Origin of the sequence: Pedobacter gandavensis (assembly GCF_032678465.1) — a bacterium.
In the GTDB taxonomy this organism is placed as follows: Bacteria; Bacteroidota; Bacteroidia; order Sphingobacteriales; family Sphingobacteriaceae; genus Pedobacter; species Pedobacter gandavensis_B.
Genome location: NZ_JAVTSK010000013.1, coordinates 56,961 through 78,581, shown reverse-complemented (window position 1 = coordinate 78,581; position 21,621 = coordinate 56,961). Strand labels below are relative to the sequence as shown.

At 39.2% G+C, this 21,621-nt stretch carries 21 protein-coding genes and 1 tRNA gene; 8 read left to right on the top strand and 14 right to left on the bottom strand.

The window, feature by feature from the left end:
• Positions 1-10: 10 nt before the first annotated feature.
• A complete protein-coding gene (lptB, locus tag R2Q94_RS19930; RefSeq protein WP_316823246.1) occupies positions 11-745 on the bottom strand; it encodes an LPS export ABC transporter ATP-binding protein in 735 nt (244 codons plus the stop codon).
• 40 nt (positions 746-785) lie between these two features.
• Positions 786-2,486 carry a single-stranded-DNA-specific exonuclease RecJ gene (gene recJ, locus R2Q94_RS19925; RefSeq protein ID WP_316823245.1) on the bottom strand — a complete coding sequence of 567 codons (1,701 nt, stop codon included), beginning with the start codon at positions 2,484-2,486 and terminating at the stop codon, positions 786-788.
• A 172-nt stretch (positions 2,487-2,658) separates the two neighbouring features.
• Between recJ and R2Q94_RS19920 the strand changes: the two genes are divergently transcribed.
• On the top strand, positions 2,659-3,423 hold the full coding sequence (locus R2Q94_RS19920) for an MBL fold metallo-hydrolase (RefSeq protein ID WP_316823244.1): 765 nt from the start codon (positions 2,659-2,661) through the stop codon (positions 3,421-3,423).
• On the opposite strand, the gene R2Q94_RS19915 is transcribed toward R2Q94_RS19920, so the two are convergent.
• From R2Q94_RS19915 to R2Q94_RS19895, 5 genes are all read right to left on the bottom strand, one after another.
• The gene (locus R2Q94_RS19915; protein ID WP_316823243.1) at positions 3,410-3,826 is read right to left on the bottom strand and encodes a response regulator; all 417 of its coding nucleotides are present in this window, start codon (positions 3,824-3,826) and stop codon (positions 3,410-3,412) included. The genes R2Q94_RS19920 and R2Q94_RS19915 overlap by 14 nt on opposite strands.
• Positions 3,827-3,971: 145 nt before the next feature.
• On the bottom strand, positions 3,972-4,562 hold the full coding sequence (locus R2Q94_RS19910; protein ID WP_316823242.1) for a YceI family protein: 591 nt from the start codon (positions 4,560-4,562) through the stop codon (positions 3,972-3,974).
• 95 nt (positions 4,563-4,657) lie between these two features.
• Positions 4,658-7,534: an aminomethyl-transferring glycine dehydrogenase gene (gene gcvP, locus R2Q94_RS19905; protein WP_316823241.1), complete on the bottom strand. Its 2,877-nt coding sequence runs from the start codon at positions 7,532-7,534 to the stop codon at positions 4,658-4,660.
• A 75-nt stretch (positions 7,535-7,609) separates the two neighbouring features.
• A complete protein-coding gene (locus R2Q94_RS19900) occupies positions 7,610-8,182 on the bottom strand; it encodes a hypothetical protein (RefSeq protein ID WP_316823240.1) in 573 nt (190 codons plus the stop codon).
• A 12-nt stretch (positions 8,183-8,194) separates the two neighbouring features.
• Positions 8,195-8,914 (bottom strand): pyridoxine 5'-phosphate synthase, encoded by a 720-nt coding sequence (locus R2Q94_RS19895; RefSeq protein ID WP_316823239.1) that lies wholly within the window; start codon positions 8,912-8,914, stop codon positions 8,195-8,197.
• Positions 8,915-8,983: 69 nt separating this feature from the next.
• Here R2Q94_RS19895 and R2Q94_RS19890 point away from each other — a divergent pair, with 69 nt between their 5' ends.
• Positions 8,984-10,564 carry a mechanosensitive ion channel family protein gene (locus R2Q94_RS19890; protein ID WP_316823238.1) on the top strand — a complete coding sequence of 527 codons (1,581 nt, stop codon included), beginning with the start codon at positions 8,984-8,986 and terminating at the stop codon, positions 10,562-10,564.
• Between the two features lie 112 nt (positions 10,565-10,676).
• Here R2Q94_RS19890 and ahcY read toward each other — a convergent pair whose 3' ends face one another.
• Positions 10,677-11,993, bottom strand: coding sequence for an adenosylhomocysteinase (gene ahcY, locus R2Q94_RS19885; RefSeq protein ID WP_316823237.1), 1,317 nt, complete (start codon positions 11,991-11,993; stop codon positions 10,677-10,679).
• A 581-nt stretch (positions 11,994-12,574) separates the two neighbouring features.
• A tRNA-Asn gene (locus tag R2Q94_RS19880) sits at positions 12,575-12,648 on the bottom strand.
• A 321-nt stretch (positions 12,649-12,969) separates the two neighbouring features.
• Between R2Q94_RS19880 and R2Q94_RS19875 the strand changes: the two genes are divergently transcribed.
• A complete protein-coding gene (locus tag R2Q94_RS19875) occupies positions 12,970-13,380 on the top strand; it encodes a BrxA/BrxB family bacilliredoxin (protein WP_316823236.1) in 411 nt (136 codons plus the stop codon).
• A 71-nt stretch (positions 13,381-13,451) separates the two neighbouring features.
• Here the strand turns inward: R2Q94_RS19875 and cdaA are convergent, their stop codons facing one another.
• Both cdaA and folP read right to left on the bottom strand, forming a co-directional pair.
• The gene (gene cdaA, locus R2Q94_RS19870) at positions 13,452-14,243 is read right to left on the bottom strand and encodes a diadenylate cyclase CdaA (RefSeq protein ID WP_265843151.1); all 792 of its coding nucleotides are present in this window, start codon (positions 14,241-14,243) and stop codon (positions 13,452-13,454) included.
• Between the two features lie 27 nt (positions 14,244-14,270).
• Entirely contained in the window at positions 14,271-15,128 is an 858-nt protein-coding gene (gene folP / locus R2Q94_RS19865; protein WP_316823235.1) for a dihydropteroate synthase, read from the bottom strand.
• A 56-nt stretch (positions 15,129-15,184) separates the two neighbouring features.
• On the opposite strand from folP, the gene R2Q94_RS19860 reads away from it, so the two are divergent.
• From R2Q94_RS19860 to R2Q94_RS19845, 4 genes are read left to right on the top strand one after another with little or no spacing between them, the layout of a single operon-like run.
• Positions 15,185-15,727: a DUF1599 domain-containing protein gene (locus tag R2Q94_RS19860; protein WP_316823234.1), complete on the top strand. Its 543-nt coding sequence runs from the start codon at positions 15,185-15,187 to the stop codon at positions 15,725-15,727.
• Positions 15,727-16,878 (top strand): BT_3928 family protein, encoded by a 1,152-nt coding sequence (locus tag R2Q94_RS19855; RefSeq protein WP_316823233.1) that lies wholly within the window; start codon positions 15,727-15,729, stop codon positions 16,876-16,878. Before R2Q94_RS19860 ends, R2Q94_RS19855 begins: the two co-directional genes overlap by 1 nt.
• Before the next feature lie 3 nt (positions 16,879-16,881).
• Positions 16,882-17,940 (top strand): ABC transporter permease, encoded by a 1,059-nt coding sequence (locus tag R2Q94_RS19850; protein WP_316823232.1) that lies wholly within the window; start codon positions 16,882-16,884, stop codon positions 17,938-17,940.
• Positions 17,941-17,943: 3 nt separating this feature from the next.
• Positions 17,944-18,450, top strand: coding sequence for a shikimate kinase (locus tag R2Q94_RS19845; RefSeq protein WP_316823231.1), 507 nt, complete (start codon positions 17,944-17,946; stop codon positions 18,448-18,450).
• A 16-nt stretch (positions 18,451-18,466) separates the two neighbouring features.
• On the opposite strand, the gene R2Q94_RS19840 is transcribed toward R2Q94_RS19845, so the two are convergent.
• Together R2Q94_RS19840 and R2Q94_RS19835 are read right to left on the bottom strand one after the other, a co-directional pair.
• On the bottom strand, positions 18,467-18,865 hold the full coding sequence (locus tag R2Q94_RS19840; RefSeq protein WP_316823230.1) for an acyl-CoA thioesterase: 399 nt from the start codon (positions 18,863-18,865) through the stop codon (positions 18,467-18,469).
• A 90-nt stretch (positions 18,866-18,955) separates the two neighbouring features.
• Positions 18,956-19,405, bottom strand: coding sequence for a DoxX family protein (locus R2Q94_RS19835; protein ID WP_316823229.1), 450 nt, complete (start codon positions 19,403-19,405; stop codon positions 18,956-18,958).
• An 800-nt stretch (positions 19,406-20,205) separates the two neighbouring features.
• Here R2Q94_RS19835 and R2Q94_RS19830 point away from each other — a divergent pair.
• A complete protein-coding gene (locus R2Q94_RS19830) occupies positions 20,206-20,865 on the top strand; it encodes a TetR/AcrR family transcriptional regulator (RefSeq protein WP_316823228.1) in 660 nt (219 codons plus the stop codon).
• Here R2Q94_RS19830 and R2Q94_RS19825 read toward each other — a convergent pair.
• Entirely contained in the window at positions 20,858-21,592 is a 735-nt protein-coding gene (locus R2Q94_RS19825; RefSeq protein ID WP_316823227.1) for a tRNA pseudouridine synthase A, read from the bottom strand. The genes R2Q94_RS19830 and R2Q94_RS19825 overlap by 8 nt on opposite strands.
• Between the last annotated feature and the right edge of the window lie 29 nt (positions 21,593-21,621).

Sequence of the window (21,621 nt, the reverse complement as noted above, 5' to 3'; positions counted from 1 at the left end):
GGAATAAGGGTTATAATTTTTTAGTACGGAGCACGAAGTTTGAGCCCAGGTATACGCGTCTCACCATCTCATTGGCGGCGAGTACTTCTGGTGTTCCGGATTCTAATATTTTACCTTCAAACAGTAAATAGGCCCTGTCGGTGATGGAAAGTGTTTCCTGCACGTTGTGGTCAGTAATTAAGATACCTATATTTTTCTTTTTTAATTTATGGACGATGCTTTGAATTTCTTCCACAGCGATGGGGTCGACCCCTGCAAATGGTTCATCGAGTAAGATAAAATTGGGGTTTGCGGCTAATGCCCTTGCGATTTCCGTTCTACGGCGTTCTCCGCCGGAAAGTAAATCACCACGGTTTTTACGCACTTTATGCAAGCTGAATTCGTTAATCAGTTCTTCCAGTTTTTCATGGCGCTCTTCTTTATTCATTTTGGTCATCTCCAGGATGGCCATAATGTTATCTTCAACAGATAACTTCCTGAATACGGAGGCTTCCTGAGCCAGATAACCAATCCCTTTCTGTGCCCTTCTGTACATGGCATCAGTGGTAATGTCTTCGTCATCTAAAAAAATACTACCTTCATTAGGTTTGATCAAACCCACAATCATATAGAATGAGGTGGTTTTTCCCGCTCCGTTAGGCCCAAGTAAACCCACAATTTCTCCCTGGCTCACAGAGAAGGAAACGTCATTTACAACGGTTCTCTGTTTGTACTTTTTGATTAGATTCTCAGCTCTTAATATCATTTATATCTTAATCTCAGTGTTTATATGGTACGAATGATCGCTAATTAATTTTTATTCCTTTAATGTTTAACTGCAAACGCCTTTGATCTCTCCAGATGTTTTCTTCAATCGTATAACAAATGGAAAAAGACTTGTCTGGCTGTAAAAGAGTTTCGAACTCTGCTAAGCCAAAACCAATGCTTTCAAAAATAACTGAATTTTGTTGTTTTATATTTAATTTTAAATGTTTTGTGGCAACAACTTGTGCTGGACCTGCTAAAGTTAATCCATGACTCACAAAAACAGGGGCATGATTATGTGGTCCGAAAGGAGCCATTTGCGAAATAATCCGATGAAACTTGCCATCAATCTGAGCCAATTCTATCTCTGTATCAATCTTAATTTTGGGAGATAACATATCTTCTGTAATGGTAGAAGAAACAATTTTCTCAAATCTATCAGCAAAAACATCTATGTTTTCCGGTCTCATGGTCAATCCTGCAGCAAACTTATGGCCACCAAACTGAATTAGTAAGTCTTCGCATCCCAACAAGGCTTCGTAAAGGTCAAAACCAGGTACTGATCTTGCTGATCCGGTGAGTAAACCATTTGATAAAGTAAGAACGATGGTTGGGCGGAAATATTTTTCCGTCAGTCTTGAGGCCACAATTCCAATTACTCCTTTATTCCAGCTTTCATGGTAAACCACAGTGGTTTTTTTTTGCATTAAAATATCACAACCTGCAATTAATGCGAGTGCTTCAGCAGTGATGGTATGATCGGTGGTTTTACGATCTGTATTCTGGAGGTTGATGAACTCACTTTGCTCCAATGCCATGTCGTCTTCTGTGCAGAGTAACATTTTCACGGCCTGGTTGGCATGGTCCATTCTTCCGGCCGCATTAATTCTTGGTGCCAATGAGAAGATGACATCTGTGAGCGTATAATCTTTGTTTTTTCCTGAGATTTTCATCAGGGCTTTTAATCCCATACCTGGGTTGGAATTCAGCTTGATCAATCCGTGATAAGCCAGGATCCTGTTTTCATCTTCAATTGGAACAATATCCGCACCAATGCTCACCATCACCAGGTCCAGGTATTGTTCATATCCCGCTGCGGGTAACTGATGTACCATACTGTAGGCCTGGGCCAGTTTAAATCCAATACCGCAGCCAGCAAGTTCCTTAAAAGGGTAGCTGCAATCCAGACGTTTTGGGTCTAATACTGCTACTGCTGCAGGTAATTCATCTCCTGGAAGATGATGGTCGCAGATGATAAAATCTATTCCCAAATCATTGGCATAAGCAATTTTATCTACTGATTTAATGCCACAATCAAGGGCAATAATCAGGCTAATCCCTTGTGATTTTGCATAATCAATGCCTTGGGTAGAGATCCCGTATCCTTCTTTATGTCGGTCAGGGATGTAATATTCAATATGGTCAGTAAACTGACTAAAGAAACTATAGGTTAGGGCAACAGAAGTGGTGCCATCTACATCATAATCACCATAAACCATAATTTTTTCCTGTTGGCTTATGGCGAGGTCGATCCTGCCGATTGCCTTGTCCATGTCCTTCATGAGGAAGGGGTCATGTAATTTGGCCATTGATGGCCTGAAATAATCTTTTGCTGTGTCGAAAGAGCAGACTCCTCTTTTAACAAGTATTTCTGCTAAACTCTGGTCTATATTTAATTGTTGTGCAAGCGAGTTGATGGTTTCAAAATCTTCATTAACTGCCTGCACCCATATTTTTTCCATTAGTGTCTCTTGTCTTTTTTCAAATTATCGATTACTGTACAGGTGCCTGGATTATTCAGATCCGCCGAGCGGTTTTGACGCTGTTATGAACCGGATTTCAGTCAGGTTCCCTATCTTTGCAATGAATCGTAAATATATCATTTAATTATTTCTTCTTAAAATAACTACGCCATTGCAAGTATTCACTTTGTTCGAAGGAACCTACTCTGTAGATGCTACTAAAAAGTTTCTGCCATTTAATCCTGCTGTAGATCAGCCAAAAGACCGTCCTGCTTCTCTGTTTATCAATGTACAGCCATTTTTAGTACAAATGGAAGATCAATTGATTTTACTGGATACAGGTTTAGGTTATAGCAACGAAGATGGGCAGTTGATTTTGCATGAAAACATCAAAAAAGCAGGTTTTCATCCTGAAGATGTGACGATGGTATTGATGTCACATTTGCATTTCGATCATTCTGGTGGTATGATTCATCAGGTAGGGGAGAAAGTAGAATTGAGTTTTCCAAATGCAGTTTATGTGATTCAACGTGGTGAATGGGAAAGTGCTTTTAGCAATGCCTCTTCTTCTTACCACACCGATATTTTCGAGTTTCTACAACGCAATGCACAATTGGTATTTATTGAAGGATCCGGACAATTAACTTCAGAAATCAGTTATGAACTGACTGGGGCTCACACTCCTTTTCATCAGACTTTCCTATTGGATGATGGAACAGATAAGGTGTTTTTTGGAGGTGATGTTTTACCGGAGCCGGAAGAGTTGTTGAGGAAGTTCATCGCCAAATATGATTTTGATGGCAGAAAAGCAATGGAGCTAAGGGAGATTTTTGGGGAGAAAGCAGCTTCAGAAAACTGGAACTGCTTGTTTTATCATGGTAAATCCAGGGCTACTGGTTTTGTCACTTTAACAGATGGTCAGTTTAGGATTCAGTAGTCTGTTGTTCCACCATCTTAAATAACTCTGTCAGGCGTTCAATAGAAAGTGGTTTAGAAATAAACCCTTTCACGCTTTGGTAGGTTTTCGCTTTTTCAATGTCATTCTCGTAGACAGAAGAGGACAACATATACATGTCTATTTTATTGGGTATGTTCAAGAGGCCAAATGCATCTAAGAATTCCCATCCATTGAGTACTGGCATATTAATATCTATCAGCACCAATTGCGGTAAGGACTCTTGCAAAGAAATGGTCATATTGATATAATCAATCGCCATCTGACCATTTGTTTTGGCGACCATTTCTACATTGTACCCCGTTTTTTCTACTATTTTCTTTATAATGAAGATGTTAATGTCGTCATCATCAATAACAAGTAGTTTAATTTTTGAGGTTATCATAAATTTCAATAGGTATCTGTGGAAATTGTTGGGTGTAATGTATAAAGTTAAGCAATATGTAGCTATCGTAGAAGGGGTATCGGTTATGTTACAAAAAAAAGGCCACTATAAAGATAGCGGCCTTTTTTGTATGAAATAAATGAAATTATTTTTTAGCTACCAGTTTAACAGCAAGTTCAAACTCATCATTGATCATTTTGTTTCCAATTTCAGGGAAAATGGTACCTGACCTGAATTTGATGTCATACTTTGTTCTGTCTACAATGATTTTGTCGGCAGTAGCAGTTACCGAACCATCCGAATTCCAGGCCAAAGTAGCAGGGAAGCTGATCGGTTTTGTAATACCTTTGATGGTTAAATCACCTGTTACGGTAACTTTATCACCAGTTCCTGATACACTTTTGATGACAAAATTAGAAGTTGGGAACTTGTCTGCACCAAAGAAATCATCAGCTTTCAGGTGTTTTTCGAGGTTGGCACTATTGTCGGCATCTTTGATGCTGTTCATGTCCAACACAAAATTACCACCTGCTAATTTCTTTCCATTGAAAGATAGTGCGCCCGACTGTAAATTAATGGTGCCATTATGACCACCAGTAACTTTTTTCCCAATCCAGGTGATGGTAGATTTTGCAGCATCCACCTTGTAGGTATCAGCTTTAAATACCGGAGCAATAAATGCTGAGGTAGTCATCACTACTAAAAGTAGCGCTAATGAGGTTAATTTTAATTTCATATACTTGTTTAATGATTTAGGTACAGGCCAGTTAAGACCTTTTAATACATTTAAGACCTAAATATATTAAAAGGTTTAACCAGACGTGTAAATATTTAAACAGATTCTTCCATGTAGCTTTCAATTGGAGGGCAAGCACATACCAATGACCTGTCGCCAAAGGAATCGTTTACTCTACCTACTGAAGGCCAGAATTTAAAAGCAGCAACATAAGGAAGTGGGAAAGCAGCAGTTTGTCTGCTGTAACCATGGTTCCATTCGTCAGCAGTTACAATCGAAGCCGTATGTGGTGCATTTTTTAATGGGTTATCAGATTTATCTAAATCTCCATTTTCTACTGCAGTCACCTCTTTTCTGATGGCAATTAAAGCATCACAGAATCTATCCAGCTCATGTTTCGGCTCACTTTCAGTAGGCTCAACCATTAGCGTTCCTGCTACTGGGAAAGATACTGTTGGTGCGTGGAAACCATAGTCCATTAAACGTTTTGCGATGTCAACAACTTCAATACCGAAGTTTTTGAAGCCTCTGCAATCCAGGATCATTTCGTGGGCACAACGACCGTTTGCACCAGAATACAATACCGGGTAATGATTTTCTAAACGCGCTTTCATATAGTTTGCGTTAAGAATGGCATTTTTAGTTGCATTCATTAATCCCTCTCCACCCATCATTGCGATATACGCATGAGAGATCACTAAGATTGAAGCAGAACCCCATGGAGCAGATGATACTGCAGGGATAGATTTTTCTTTGTTGATGTCTACTACAGCGTGAGCAGGAAGGTAAGGAACCAGGTGTTTAGCAACACCGATTGGACCCATACCAGGACCACCACCACCGTGAGGGATACAGAAAGTTTTATGTAAGTTAAGGTGACAAACGTCAGCACCGATGTTACCTGGGCTGGTTAATCCTACCTGAGCATTCATGTTTGCGCCATCCATGTAAACTTGTCCGCCATTCTCATGGATGATGTTACAGATGTCGATGATACTTTCCTCAAATACACCATGTGTAGATGGATAAGTTACCATTAAGCAGGAAAGGTTTTCTTTATGCTCTTCTGCTTTTGCTTTTAAATCTACCACATCAATATTTCCGTTTTCAAGAGATTTAACGATGATGATTTTCATTCCAGCCATTGCTGCAGAAGCCGGGTTGGTTCCATGAGCAGAAGAAGGAATTAAAGCAACATTACGGTGATGATCACCACGATCCTGGTGGTATGCTCTGATCACCATCAGACCAGCATATTCACCTTGAGCACCAGAGTTTGGTTGTAAGCTCATCGCTGCAAATCCAGTGATTTCACTTAACCATTTGTCTAGTTCATTGAAAACAGTATAATAACCAGCTACCTGATCTGCAGGAGCGAATGGGTGGATTTTACCGAATTCTGGCCAGGTTACAGGAATCATTTCCGTAGTTGCATTCAGTTTCATGGTACATGAACCTAAAGCAATCATAGAGTGACAAAGAGAAAGATCTTTTGCCTCTAATGATTTGATGTAACGTAACATTTCATGCTCAGAATGGTGTGAATTAAATAACGGGTGTGTTAAATAATCAGAAGTACGTTGTAATGCAGTAGGAATTACCGTTGCTGGGTTTTCTTCTGACATTTCAACGCTATCAGCAGCAATGCCTTTTACTTTAGCGAAGATTTTAACCAATAATTTGATGTCCTCAAGGTCAGTCGTCTCATCAACAGAGATGGTCACTACACTACCATTGTAGTTTAAGTTGATCTCATTGTCGATACATTCTCTGTGGATAGAATCAACAAGGTGACCAAGGTCTAACTGGATGGTATCAAAGTAAGATTTATTTAGTTGGGTATAACCGGCTTTTTCTAATGATTCAGCTAAAGTTACAGCCAATCCATGGGTACGTTCTGCGATCAGTTTCAATCCTTTTGGACCGTGGTAAACTGCGTAAAAACTTGCCATAATCGCCAATAGCGCTTGTGCAGTACAGATGTTGGAAGTTGCTTTATCTCTACGGATATGTTGTTCCCTGGTTTGCAAAGCCATACGTAATGCATAGTTGTTGTTGCTATCGATCGTTACGCCGATGATACGTCCTGGAATAGAACGTTTGTACTCATCTTTAGTAGCGAAATAAGCAGCGTGTGGACCACCAAAGCCCATTGGTACACCAAAACGTTGGGTAGTACCTACCACTACATCAGCACCCCATTCACCTGGAGGCGTCAATAAAGTCAAGCTTAAAAGATCTGCAATAACAGTAACTTTTACATTTACATTGTGAGCGGTTTGAGCGAAACCTGTATAATCGAAAACCTCACCATTACCAGCTGGGTATTGAATCACTGCCCCGAAGAATTCTTCGTTCAGTTCAACTGTCTGGTGATCGCCGATCACTAACTCAATTCCAAAAGGATTGGCACGGGTTTTTAAAATGTCAATAGTTTGTGGGAAGATCAATTCCGAAACAAAGAATTTTGTTGCTTTTGTGTTTTTGCGCAAGCTGAATTGCATGAACATCGCTTCAGCAGCAGCAGTACCTTCATCCAAAAGAGAAGCATTTGCAATTTCCATTCCAGTAAGGTCAATTACTAAAGTCTGGAAATTTAACAAGGCTTGTAAACGACCTTGTGCAATCTCTGCCTGATAAGGGGTATATTGTGTATACCATCCTGGATTTTCCATCACGTTACGTAAGATTACTCCTGGCGTAGTGGTGTCATAATATCCCTGACCGATATAAGACTTAAATACTTTATTTAAGGAAGCTGTTTTCTTTAAGCTGCTTAGGTAATCCTTTTCAGATTTCGCCTTTGGCAGGTTTAATGGCTGTTTTAACCGGATCGATTGAGGAACCGTTTGTTCTATTAATTCGTCAACAGAACCCAAACCAAGGGTGTCTAACATGGCACTGGTGTCCTCTGTATTAGGGGCAATGTGACGATCTTTAAAGTCTTCTTTGTAATGAATATTTAAGCTCATGAAATCTATATATAAAAAGTTCCGCAAAGGTAATAAAAAATACCCTTAGCTCTAAGCGGAATTCATCATATATCGCTATTCTCCAACGAGTATCCAGCCAGTATCTTTTTTATACTTTAATTTATAAGATTTAGTGATGAAGTTACTAGCTGTTCCTTTGTCTTTCAGCCAGATAGCGAAATCATTAGGTTCCTTTTTTAAGGAGACGGTTACACGGGCTACTTTCGAATCCCCTTTGATCATTGTAATCGGTTTTTCGGAATCCATGACGTAGTCCAGTGCACGAAGGACGGCCTGTGATACATTCTGTTTCAAAATGTAGGGTTTGCTCTTGTCAGTTAAGGAGATTTTGTAAATGAAAACGCTGTCTTTCGACAAGAACTTCTTTTTCTGATCCTGCAGGTCAAGTGTCAACCAGCCTTTCTCCTGCAGGCTCTTGTATTTTTCTAATGCCAACTTATCATTTTTACTTTTAAACCTGATTTCTCCGACTTCCATTTTTACTTCTTCATAAAGCGGGTTGGCTTTAAGGTAAGTTTCAATGACTTCTGCTGCGGTGCTTTCATCTAAATTTTCAGCAGCACCTTTGCAGCCAGCGATAAACAAAAGAAACAATGCGGATAGTGTCAGTAAATTCAGGTTTTTCATAAGATGGATAGGTTAGTGTTGTAATTGACGGAGGTACATTTGAATGGTATTCTCTAATCCAAGGTAAAGGGCATCACTGATTAAAGCATGGCCGATACTAACTTCCAGTAAGCCTGGGATATTTTCTGAGAAATATTTAAGATTTTGTAAGTCCAGGTCATGACCGGCATTGATACCTAAACCTAATTCATTCGCAATTTCTGCAGCGGCGATATAAGGTTTGATGGCCTGCCCGCGATCCTGATGGTAATGACGCGCATAGTCTTCGGTGTAAAGTTCAATACGATCAGTCCCACTTTCGGCTGCTGCTTTAACCATTTCTTTTACCGGATCAACAAAAATGGAAACACGGATACCTGCCCCTTTAAAAAGTTGCACCATTTCCTTGAGGTAATCCTGGTGTTTGATGGTGTCCCAACCATGGTTTGAGGTGATTTGACCTTCTGTATCAGGGACTAATGTTACCTGAGCCGGTTTGTTGGCCAGAACCAGGTCTACAAATTTCTGTTCTTTACAATTGCCTTCAATATTGAATTCTGTAGCTATTACCGATTTTAAATCGAAGACATCCTGGTAATGGATGTGTCTTTCGTCAGGGCGCGGGTGTACCGTGATGCCCTCTGCTCCAAAGCGCTCACAATCCAGCGCAACCTTTACTAAATCCGGATTATTTCCCCCGCGACTGTTTCTTAAAGTCGCAATTTTATTGATGTTTACAGATAAATTTGCCATGAGGTAAAAATAGTGGATTATTTCCTTATTTTGTTCTAAGCAATGCCCTAATTTCTTAAGCCATTTTACATGAAGTTTCTTTTTACATTTTTATGCCTGTTGAGTTTTCAAAGTCTGGTTCAGGCGCAGGAAGCTAAAATCGATCATAGAGGATATCCTGTAATTGCACATATGGATACCTTGTTTTTTATTAAGAATAGGTTAGGATCTTTGTCTGCAAATGAGCGGGCCGAAAGAACATCTGAAAAAGTGACCAAACTGGCAGATGACTTATTGTTTGTGGCTGATTCTGTAAAGATTCACAAAGATTCTCTGGTGATGGATATTGCTTACAAAGGTGATATTCTATTGAGTTTGTCTCAATTAGATGCAGATTCTGTACGGATGGATAAAGAGGTTTTGGCTAAAACCTATCAACAGATTATCGTTGATAATGTAATGGAATATAAAAAGGAAACAGATGTGGTAGAGCTGCTAAAGCGTGCCGGATTGGGGGTTTTAATTCTTTCTATACTTGGGGCCTGTCTGTTTTACCTGAATAAATTTTTCAATCGTTTTCGGGGTTGGTTCAGTAAAAAACTACACCAGAAACTGAGTAAACTGAGAATCAAAGATTATGAACTGATCAATCGTAAAAACGAATTGGCATTGATCAATAAAGGCCTGAATCTGCTGAAATTTATACTGATGTTTTTATTGGTGTACCTGACCTTACCATTGGTGTTCCGTCTTTTTCCATGGACAAAACCTTTGGGAGATCATTTGATGAATTTTGTACTCAATCCACTAAAGAACATCTTTTCATCGCTGATTAATTTTATTCCTAACCTGATCACGATCCTGGTTATTTTCTTTGTATTTCATTATGTGAAGAAGTTGATTAAGTTTTTAGCCGGGGAGATTGAAAGCGAAAAATTGAAAATCAATGGTTTTTATCCGGACTGGGCAAAACCTACATACAATATCATCAAGATTGTTTTAAATGCCTTTATGCTGGTGGTGATCTGGCCCTTTATTCCGGGTTCGAATTCAGAAATTTTTAAAGGGGTTTCGGTATTCTTGGGTTTACTGATTTCCTTTGGTTCTTCCTCTGCCATTAGCAATGGGGTAGCGGGGATGGTGATCACGTATATGCGACCTTTCAAAGTTGGGGATGTGGTGAAGATAGGGGATACGACCGGTGCTGTATTGGAAAAATCCTTGCTGGTGACCAGGTTAAAGACCATAAAGAACGAGATCATTACGATTCCAAATAGTGCGATCCTGAATGGAAATACGGTCAATTACACCAGTTTATGTATCGCAGATGGCTTGATTATACATACGACATTGACCCTGGGTTATGATATCCCCTGGACTAAAATACATGAACTATTGATCAATGCTGCATTGGCAACTGAAGGGGTGATCAAAGAAAAACAGCCATTTGTATTACAAACGAGCCTGGACGACTGGTACGTATCCTATCAGCTCAATACTTATGTTTCCAGACCAGATATGATGGCAGTGATTTACTCTGAATTGCATAAAAATATCCATGAGGCTTTTGATGAGGCAGGAGTTGAAATTATGTCGCCACACTACCAGGCGATAAGGGATGGTAATGCCAGTACTTTACCGCAAAAACCAGTAAAAGGTGTTGGGGAATAAATTTCGTTCATTACGGAACGTTGATCCAAAAAAAAGGATGTTGTTTCTGAACAACATCCTTTTTTTATTTCCAGTATTCAGCGGTTTTAATCCCGCTAAATATAGTTTTTGCCTAGTATCTGTAAGCTTCAGGTTTGAATGGACCTTCTACAGGAACACCAATATAATCTGCCTGGTGCTGATCTAAAACGTCTAATTCTACACCGATTTTAGCTAAGTGTAAACGTGCTACTTTCTCATCAAGGTATTTAGGAAGCACATAGACTTTGTTCTCATATTTATCTGTGTTAGTCCACAGTTCTAATTGAGCTAAAGTCTGGTTAGTGAAAGAGTTAGACATTACGAAACTTGGGTGGCCAGTAGCACAACCTAAGTTAACCAAACGTCCTTCAGCCAATAGGATGATGTCTTTACCATCAATAGTATATTTATCAACCTGTGGTTTGATCTCAACTTTAGTATCACCATAGTTTTTGTTCAACCAGGCAACGTCGATTTCATTGTCAAAGTGGCCAATGTTACAAACAATTGCTTTATCTTTCATTGCTTTGAAGTGTTCTGCACGAACGATATCACAGTTACCAGTTGTAGTCACGATAATATCAGCTTCTTTAACAGCTGTAGCGAATTTCTTCACTTCATAACCTTCCATTGCAGCCTGTAATGCACAAATCGGATCAATTTCAGAAACGATTACACGTACACCTTGTGAACTTAATGATTCTGCTGAACCTTTACCCACATCACCGTAACCTGCAACAACAGCAACTTTACCAGCCATCATGACATCAGTTGCACGACGAATCGCATCAACTAATGACTCACGACAACCGTATTTGTTGTCAAACTTAGATTTAGTTACTGAGTCATTCACATTGATCGCAGGTAAATGTAATGTACCATTTTTCATGCGCTCATATAAACGGTGAACACCAGTGGTGGTTTCTTCAGAAAGACCTTTGATGGCCGCAATTAGCTCCGGGTATTTATCGAAAACCATATTGGTTAAATCACCACCATCGTCTAAGATCATGTTTAGTGGCTGACGCTCCGGGCCGAAATGTAAAGTTTGCTCAATACACCAGTCGAAATCTACTTCATTAAGACCTTTCCATGCATAAACCTGGATACCTGCAGCAGCAATTGCAGCAGCAGCGTGATCTTGTGTGGAGAAGATGTTACATGATGACCAGGTTACTTCTGCACCAAGTTCAACCAATGTTTCGATCAAAACAGCTGTTTGGATCGTCATGTGTAAACATCCTGCAATGAGTGCACCTTTTAATGGTTTCGAAGGACCGAATTCTTCGCGTAAGGACATTAGTCCTGGCATTTCTGCTTCTGCTAATCCAATTTCTTTACGACCCCATTCTGCCAGTGAAATGTCCTTAACTTTATAAGGCACATAAGTTGTCTCTACTGATGACATATTTCTATATTTAAATGATTAAATGCTAACTAGTTACCGTGTTTTTTTTGGGGTTTCGATGCGGATGACACCGGCCTTTTCCGAAAACAGGCTAATTACGCGACAAAATTACACAATAGTTTGGCCAATTTCAAAAGCTTGAAACTTAAAGAATTCAAGAATAATCATATCGTCTTGCAATGGTAATTTATTCATGGTTTTTACAGCAGCTTTTTCCTAAGATGCAGCTGTAAAAAAATAATGGAAATGCTTGCGAAGAGCCTTATGTTCGGTAGGGGTTGAATAGGAGTTCAGCAGGAGTTCAGTTAGCTAAACCCTACATCAACCCCTGCCGAACTCCTACTGAACTCCTGCTGAACCCCTACGGAACCCGCATCTCTTCCCGAACACTTTCCCTACTCATTCCGGAATGGATATGTATTTTAAATTGACTGTAAAATGAGAAAGTTCCTAATGGAATTAAAGCTTAAAATTACCGCCTTTTTAGGGGGCTTGGGGGCTGTGCTGGTGTAGAAATAAAAAACCCCGTTTTCAATAAAGAAAACGGGGTTTTTATTGATCTGCCGACTTGCAGATCGATGCTCCCGAGACTGGGCTCGAACCAGTGACCCTCTGATTAACAGTCAGATGCTCTAACCAGCTGAGCTACTCGGGAATCCTTCGATGAAGAGATTATTTTTGTTTTTGAAGACTCAAATAATTCCCTTTTTTTCGGTGTGCAATATTAGGAGTTTTATCCCGATTATAAAAGTAGTAGCGCAAGTTTTTTTTAGATTTTAAATTAAGACCCTAATTCTGTGTGAATTAAAATTTGTTTTTTATTTTCAAAAAAGCTGTAAAATGAGGTAGAACTCCATTAAATGGATAAAATCAAAGTAATTTAAAGGTAAAATCAGGCCCAGGATCCAGGTATTTCTTTGATGCTACGGCCTGTTGCTGTACATTTGTATGGATTAACGAATAAAAAATAGAAAATATGTATCCTGAATATTTAGTAGAACCAATGCGTGCTGAACTTACTAAAGTAGGTTTTGAAGAGATGAAAACTGCAGCAGATGTGGATAGTGCCATCAGCTCTGAGGGTACCGTATTTGTAGTAGTGAACTCTGTTTGTGGTTGTGCAGCAGCAAACGCGCGTCCTGCAGCAAGAATGGCAGCAGCAAATGAAAAACATCCTGATAAATTGATTACTGTATTTGCAGGTATGGAAAAAGAAGCAGTGGATAGAGCAAGAGGTTATATGTTGCCTTTCCCTCCATCTTCTCCATCGATGGCTTTATTCAAAGATGGTAAATTGGTTCACATGATCGAACGTCACCAAATTGAAGGCAGACCAGCGCAAATGATTGCTGATAGCCTGATCGGTGCTTTTGAACAATACTGCTAATTGGTAAGCGAGAAAGACCTTATAAAAGAAGGGCTGATTTCATCGAAATCAGCCCTTCTTTATTTTACAGGTTAAAAATCTTTGTTCAGCAATTTCTCCAGTTCTCCGAAAGAAACATTCATGCGGACTCTTCCTTGTTTCGCATAAGCGATTTCTCCGGTTTCCTCCGAAATGATCACTGCTACCGCATCTGTCGTTTCAGAAACCCCAATTCCTGCTCTGTGGCGTAATCCAAATTGGGGTGGAAGTTTATCGTTATCTGTTAAAGGTAAAATACAGCTGGCACTTTTAATTTTGTTTTCTGCAATCACTACCGCACCATCGTGCAGCGGACTGTATTTCTGAAAGATGCTTTCCAGCAATCTTTTGGATATTTTAGAATCAATGATTTCACAGCTATTGGCAAAAAGTTGATCATCATAGAATTTCACAAAGACGATTAAAGCGCCTGTACGTGATTTTTTCATGCTTTTACAAGCATCAATGATGGGTTTAATCCTCACCAAATTGTCCCTTTCTATGTTTTTACTGCCGAAAAGATAACCCCACCAGGCTTTATTCTGCTGAAGAAAGGTGTTTTTTCCTATCAATAAGAGAAAACGCCGGATTTCCGGCTGAAAGATCACAATCAAAGCGATGATCCCTACGCTCATGAATTTGTTGATAATGGTAGAAAGCAACCTCATGTTGAGTTGTTCTACTGCAAACCAAATGATCAGAATGATCAGCATTCCGAGCAATAAGTTTACTGCCAGCGTATTTTTAATCAGGTTATAGATATAATAAATAAGGAGTGCGACAAATATAATGTCTACCACATCCGTTAATGATACCCTTAGAAAATCGAAATCAAATCCTTTCATTATGCCCAAGTTAGGTATTTTTTGAGATTAATGCGATCTGGTCTTCTCCACCAGCGCAATACATTCTGCTGCAGCTTTAACGTCATGCACCCTTAGAATTCCGGCACCCTTCATCAAGGCAATCGTATTCAGGATAGAGGTCCCATTTAAAGCCTGCTGTGGATCATTCCCTAAAAAATTATAGATCATCGATTTTCTTGAGAAACCAACTAAAATTGGTAATTCGAATATATCAAGCCCTTCCAGCTGGTTCAGCAACTGATAATTTTCATCGGTTGTTTTTGCAAAACCAAAACCTGGATCAAGAATGATATCTTTAACACCCATCGTTCTAAGTCTGGCTATTTTTTCAGAAAAATAATTGATCAGGTCCAATCCAATATTCGAATATCCGGTTTGTTGCTGCATATTTTGTGGCGTTCCCCTCATGTGCATCAGGATATAGGGTACCTGTAATTCTGCAATGGTCTGGAACATGTCCTCATCTAATTCCCCTCCGGAAATGTCGTTGATCAGATGAGCCCCCGCTGCTACACTTTCCTTTGCTACCCTCGCACGAAAGGTGTCAATAGAAAGCCATGCCTCCGGAAATTTTTTACTGATGAGCTCCACAATGGGCAGCATCCGCTTCAATTCTTCATCCTGACTCACTTCCGCCGCTCCCGGACGTGATGAATAGGCGCCAATATCTATGAACTTAGCCCCCTCATTCAGAAAAGCTTCCGTTCGCTTTAATGCATCATCTGCATTGTCAATTCTGCTATTATTGTAAAATGAATCCGGAGTGAGATTGAGGATTCCCATCACTGTTGGCTTGCTGATATCTGCAAGTCTTCCATTGAGGTTAAGTGTGGTCTTTCGGTTTAAAAATGTATCTTTAGCCATCGTATAAAACAAAAATACGGTATTTAAATAGCTTTAAACTAAATATTTTAATTGTTTTGGCAACAAACACATCTCAAGAATTCGATTCAGTAATTGCGGTTTGTAAATCGCTTTTTATAAAGAAAACAAAGGACTACGGAACGGCCTGGCGTATACTTAGACCGTCCTCCATTACAGATCAGATTTTCATTAAGGCCCAGCGTATTCGTACCTTGGAAGAGAAAAAAGTATCTATGGTGGATGAAGGAATTATTCCTGAATATATTGGTATCATCAATTACTGTGTGATGGGCATGTTACAGCTGGAATTAAGTACTGATGATTCCTATGACCTACCGCTGGAACAAGTGGAAGGGCTGTATGATGAAAAAGTAAAGTTCACCAAAGATTTGATGTTTGCTAAAAACCATGATTATGGTGAAGCCTGGAGAGATTTACGTATCAGTTCCTTTACCGATCTGATCCTGATGAAAATTTTAAGAGTAAAACAGATTGAGGATAATGCTGGTCAAACTTTAGCCTCGGAAGGGGTAGATGCCAATTACCAGGATATGCTCAACTATTCGGTTTTTGCATTGATTAAACTTGGAGTAAAATAATGAAGAAAATTGCCTTAAATTTTGCCAGAATATTTGTTGGTGTCCTGTTTATTTTCTCCGGACTGATCAAGGCGAATGACCCATTGGGCTTCGGATATAAGTTGCAGGAGTATTTTGAAGTTTTTCACCTCCCTTTTTTAAGTGGTATCGCTACTGGAATTGCCATTTTACTTTGTGTGATGGAGATTGTATTGGGCGCCTTATTACTTTTTGGCTTCTGGGCTAAAAAAGTGACTTCTGGCTTATTGGCAGTTATCATTTTCTTCACTTTCCTCACCTTTGTGTCGGCATTTTTTAAAGTGGTGACTTCCTGTGGTTGCTTTGGAGATGCAATTCCTTTAACGCCCTGGCAGTCCTTTTCCAAAGATTTACTACTGCTGGTACTAATCGTTTATCTTTTCATCAATAGAAATTTAATCCAGCCAATCAGTACTAATCGCAGCTGGCAAAGTGCTTCACTCGCCATTGTACTGGCCGGATCCTTATTGTTTAGTCAATATACTTACAGCAGACTACCGATCCTCGACTTCCTGCCTTATAAAGTAGGAGCGAACCTTCCCGAACTGATGTCGACGCCTCCTGGGGCAGTGCCTGATGAGTTCCTGATCATGTATAATCTGAGCAATAAGAAAACAAAAGAGAAAAAGGTGATGAGTGATAAGGATTATCTGAAAACAGAGATCTGGAAGGACGAAAACTGGGAGATCGTTGGTACACCTGAAAAGAAACTGATTAAAAAAGGGTATGAACCAAAAATTAAGGATTTGTTAATCAGTGATGCTTCCGGTACGGATTATACCAAAGAACTGATTGAAAATCCTTATTATAATCTGGTATATGTGGCCTATAATCTAAAAGATACAGATGAGGAGGCGATGGCCAGGTTGAATGCATTGGCACTCAATGCTGCGGAGCAATTTAACATTAGAACGGTATTGCTGACTTCCAACTCTGCTCAGGATGCATTGGCTTTTAGTAAAAAATTGAAACTGTTTACGGAAATTTTTTATGCAGATGCGGTTCCTTTAAAAAGTATGGTGAGAGCTAATCCAGGGGTCTTATTGCTTAAGAATGGTGTAGTGATCAACAAATGGCACTACAATAACCTGCCTTCTTTTGAAGTACTCTCTGAAAAATATTTTAGTAAATAGGTCATGCTGGTTTACGCCCTCAAGAAGTTTTTTTACGGACTGGCGGTGTTGCTGGGTGTGTTGACAGTGGTCTTTTTATTATTTAATGTTTTACCGGGCGATCCGGCCAGAATGACCATGGGGCAACGCTCCGATGTACAGTCGCTGGAAGCTGTCCGTAAAGAATTTGGCCTGGATAAATCCAGGCCAGTTCAGTTTTTTCTATACCTGAACGACCTTTCTCCCATTAGTATTCATGAGGATAATGCCGAAAACAAAGCAAAATATCATTTTGTGAAATTGCTAAATATCGGAGACGAAGCGATAGTTTTAAAATGGCCTTACCTCCGCAGGTCTTATCAAACCAAAAGAGAGGTGACCAGCATTTTAAAAGAAACTGTTCCAAATACCTTTGTTCTCGCTTTATCTGCTATGATTTTTGCCACGGTAATTGGTGTTTTTCTTGGGGTAGTTTCTGCGGTAAACAAGGATACCTGGATCGATAAGGCCGCAAACACTTTTGCTATTCTGGGGATTTCTGCCCCATCATTCTTTGCAGGAATCATCATCGCATGGTTATTTGGTTTTGTCTGGAGTGATTATACAGGCTTAAGTATGTCTGGAAGTCTTTATAGTTATGATCCATTTAAAGGAGAAATGATGACCCTGAGGAATCTTTGGTTGCCGATGTTAACCCTGGGCCTAAGACCTCTGGCGATTATTGTCCAGCTAACCCGGAGTGCTATGCTCGATGTGCTTGCTCAGGATTACATCAGAACTGCCAAAGCAAAAGGTCTCAGCAGAAATGCCATTATTTATAAACATGCGCTTAAAAATGCATTAAATCCAGTCATTACTGCAATTTCTGGTTGGTTTGCCGGCCTGCTTGCCGGTTCTTTTTTTGTGGAATACATCTTTGGATACAATGGTTTGGGAAGAACTACTGTCACCGCATTGGAAATGTCAGATTTTCCTGTGGTGATGGGCTCAATTCTTTTTATTGCCTTTATATTTGTACTGATCAATATTCTGGTAGACCTATTGTATGCTGCTATTGATCCCAGAGTTAAACTTGCTGAATAAAAAATGAAGATATTTCTGATTGGATTTATGGGTTGTGGTAAAAGTACCATAGGTAAAAGACTAGCCACTAAACTAGGGTATGATTTTGTGGATTTGGATCACCAGATTGAAAGGTTGGCGGGGATGCCAATCACTGAGTATTTTGCCGCAAATGGAGAATCAGGCTTCAGAATATTTGAAAGCAAGACTTTAAAAGACTTCAGTTATCCGGATAATTGTGTAGTCGCTACCGGGGGAGGGGCACCCTGTTATTTTGACAATATGCAATGGATCAATGATCATGGAATCTCCATCTATATAGAAATGACCCCAGCCGCGCTCGCGAAACGTTTAGAAAGTGGAAAGGATAAAAGACCCCTGCTAAAAGACATGAACGAAGAAGAACTGATTACTTTCATCAGTCATAAACTGGAAGAACGCAATCCTTTTTATCAACAGGCCCACAAGATTGTAAATGGCATCAGTCTTACGCCCGATGCCTTAAGGGTATTGATCTTATCTGAGGTATAAAAGCAAACTTCTGGGACTAGAGGTCTTCTTTTTCAAACTGTTCCTCAATGTACTTAATATGTGTTCTGCCATGAGGAGTAGGGTTTCCATCTTCATCTACATTAACAAAAACCATTTTGTCAATGGTCAGGATGCTCTTTCTGGTGATCTTATTCCGCACTTCACAACGCATGGTTAAAGAGGTGTTTCCGAAATCGGTAGCCGTGATGCCCATCTCTATAATGTCGCCCTGTCTGGCAGAACTCACAAAGTTGATTTCTGAAATGTATTTCGTTACCACTCTCGGATTACCCAATTGCACAATCGCATAAATCGCAGCTTCTTCATCGATCCAACGGAGCAAGCTACCGCCAAATAAAGTCCCATTAGGATTTAGGTCTTCTGGTTTTACCCATTTTCTAGTATGAAAATTCATAAGCCTTATTTTGTTCAAAATTAATCATTTAAGACTTTATGAATCTCAGATCGGTGTAAAAGAATCTTTTCTAATACTTTGAGATCAAGTTTACCACCGTGCTTTTTTCTTCATCTGGTAGTCTACAGAGTAGGGACCTGAACCTATTACCCAGAATAAGATTAATAATGCCAGAACAATTAGCGAAAGCCATAATTCTGAATTTAAAAATGAAAAACCCCTGGATAGGTTCACGAAGAAGACGGCACCAAGTAAAATTGGAATCTGGATAACTACTGCAAACCGCGTAAGTAGTCCAAGCATGATCAGCAAGCCACCCACAAGGTGAACAAATCCGACGATGTGTATCAATAAGCTCGCCATCATTCCTGAAAAGCTGTATACATTGTTTTGCAAGAGCAAATCCTGCAAAGCAGCAGTATTGCTCACAATCGCAATGCCTTTGCCAAATATCAATAAACCTAAAATGATCCGAACTCCATCCAGCCATTTAGCATGGTGCAAGTCTCCCCAATGTTCAATCCTTTGAATAACAGTCATGATATACCTCCTTGGTTTAAAAAAGTGCTATTTGAAGTTAAGCAGAATAAACGACATTATCAAGTTGATTTTCCTGTTAATTCATTGTTTGTCAGTTGTTTATTTTTCGCTAAATGAATTGTTTCCCGGAAATGAAATTAAAATGACAATTCTGTTCTGAAAATGGTTTTTTATAGCCATTTTGTTTTTTTATTATTTGTAATTATTTTAATGTGCTGATTCATAGTGATTAATGTTCGATAAAATAATTTGCAATGTCACCACTTCGACAGATTTTGTAGTTTATATTTGTCAGGTATGAATTAAAAAGTAATCCCCTATTATCTTGAGATTCTAATACAATAATCGACGTTCTCAATTATTTGTTGATTTGCCGATTTACAAGTGTGCGTTATTGTAAATCGGGTGATTAGAACGCATATTAAACATTCAATATGTCCCCCCTATATTGAATTATCCCCCTTCATGGCATTCAGGAGAATGCCATGAAGTTTGTTTTTATCTTTTTGCATTAGATTATGGTCAGTATGTTTAAAATCAATGATAAATATACCATTATGAAAATCAGCTATTTGATGGCTTAAACCTTGTTTCTATTAGATTTTAATGTTTATTTTAACTAAATAAATAATTTATTATTCTTATTTTTCCGAAGAATTCAGGATGATTTTAAATAAAATTCTTTTTTGTTGCATGGTTTTTGTATTTAAGCCTAATACTTATTTATTGTATTAAAATATTCTTCTTCGCCATTCGTTTTAGCTATTTTCCATTTGTCCCTTACATGAAACTTAATTTATATGGTAAAAAAAGAACCTACAGAAGCAATTAAAAGCCGTTTATTGACGGAACGTAAGCTGATTGATGCAGTTGGTACGATTATTAAATCCAAAGGCTATCGTGCACTTGGCGTTAATGAAATTGCCAGAGAGGCTAAAGTTAGTAAGAAATTAATTTACAGGTATTTTGAAAATGTCGAGGGTTTGATTGAAACGTATGTGATTGAAAAGGATTATTGGTTATCTCATAAAATGACTGTGCCGAATGATATTGAAAATCTTCATAAAAAGAGTACGCTGATCAATACTTTATCCTCTCTTCTGGAGAAACAGCTGGAATTTTTTTGGAACGAAGAAGAAATGCAAAAGATTATTCTTTGGGAAATCTCAGAAAGAACTGATTTACTAGATAGTGTATGTAAAGTTCGGGAAGAAGTAGGAACCGAATTGTTCGAAATCTCTGATGCCCATTTTAAGGGCTCATTGGTGAGCCTTAGGGGAGTATCAGCATTACTGGTTTCCGGAATTTATTACATGGTGCTCCATGCCAAGAAAAATGATAGCACCATCTGCGGACTGGATATCAATTCAGCAGATGGAAGAGCGGAAGTTCAGAAATCCATCCGACACATTATCGAATGGGCATTTCAGGCTGGAAAGACTAAAAGTAAAACTATCTAAAGGTTTCAAATTGAGGCTGTAAAATGGCCGAAAAAGTTGTTCTTACTGAAAGGTCCAGGTAAGGGTAGGTGACTTTCGATAAGTATAATCCTTGTGGATGTGCAGGGGTAATCAGCCTCGGGGTTTCTTTGTTGATCAAATAATGCTCAAATTCATCGACACTCAATTCCCCCTTTCCAATTTTTAACAGTTGTCCCATAATGATGCGAATCATTTTGCTCAGGAAGCGATTAGAAGAGATCTGGAAGCGTAATAGGTCGCCGCTGCTGTCTACGGTTAATCCAGCCGACATCACATTGCAAATCGTATGTTCGTACTTATCAGGACTGGTGCAAAATCCACGGTAATCTTTATAGAGGGGTAATAATGCCGCAGCTTGTTTCATTTGATCAAAACGAAGCTCTGGTAAAAGATAATATGCACTGAGTCCGTTTAAGAAGGGACTCTTATAAGTATGAATAAAATAATCATAACAACGTTGAACGGCATCAAAACGTGCATGAGGTGTGCCTTCCATTGGGATGATGTCAAAAACGGCTATACTAGCGGGCAATAGCTTATTTAATCGAAACATCAGGTCGAAATCCCAGGCCTGTTCAATGTCCATATGGAAAAAAAACTGACTGGCATGAACATGCGCATCTGTACGGCCGCAGCCATTGATCAATACTGGTGTTTTCAGAATTTGTGTCAGCGCATTTTCTAAAACGCCCTGAATATTCATCATCCCTGGTTGCTTCTGCCAGCCATTAAAAT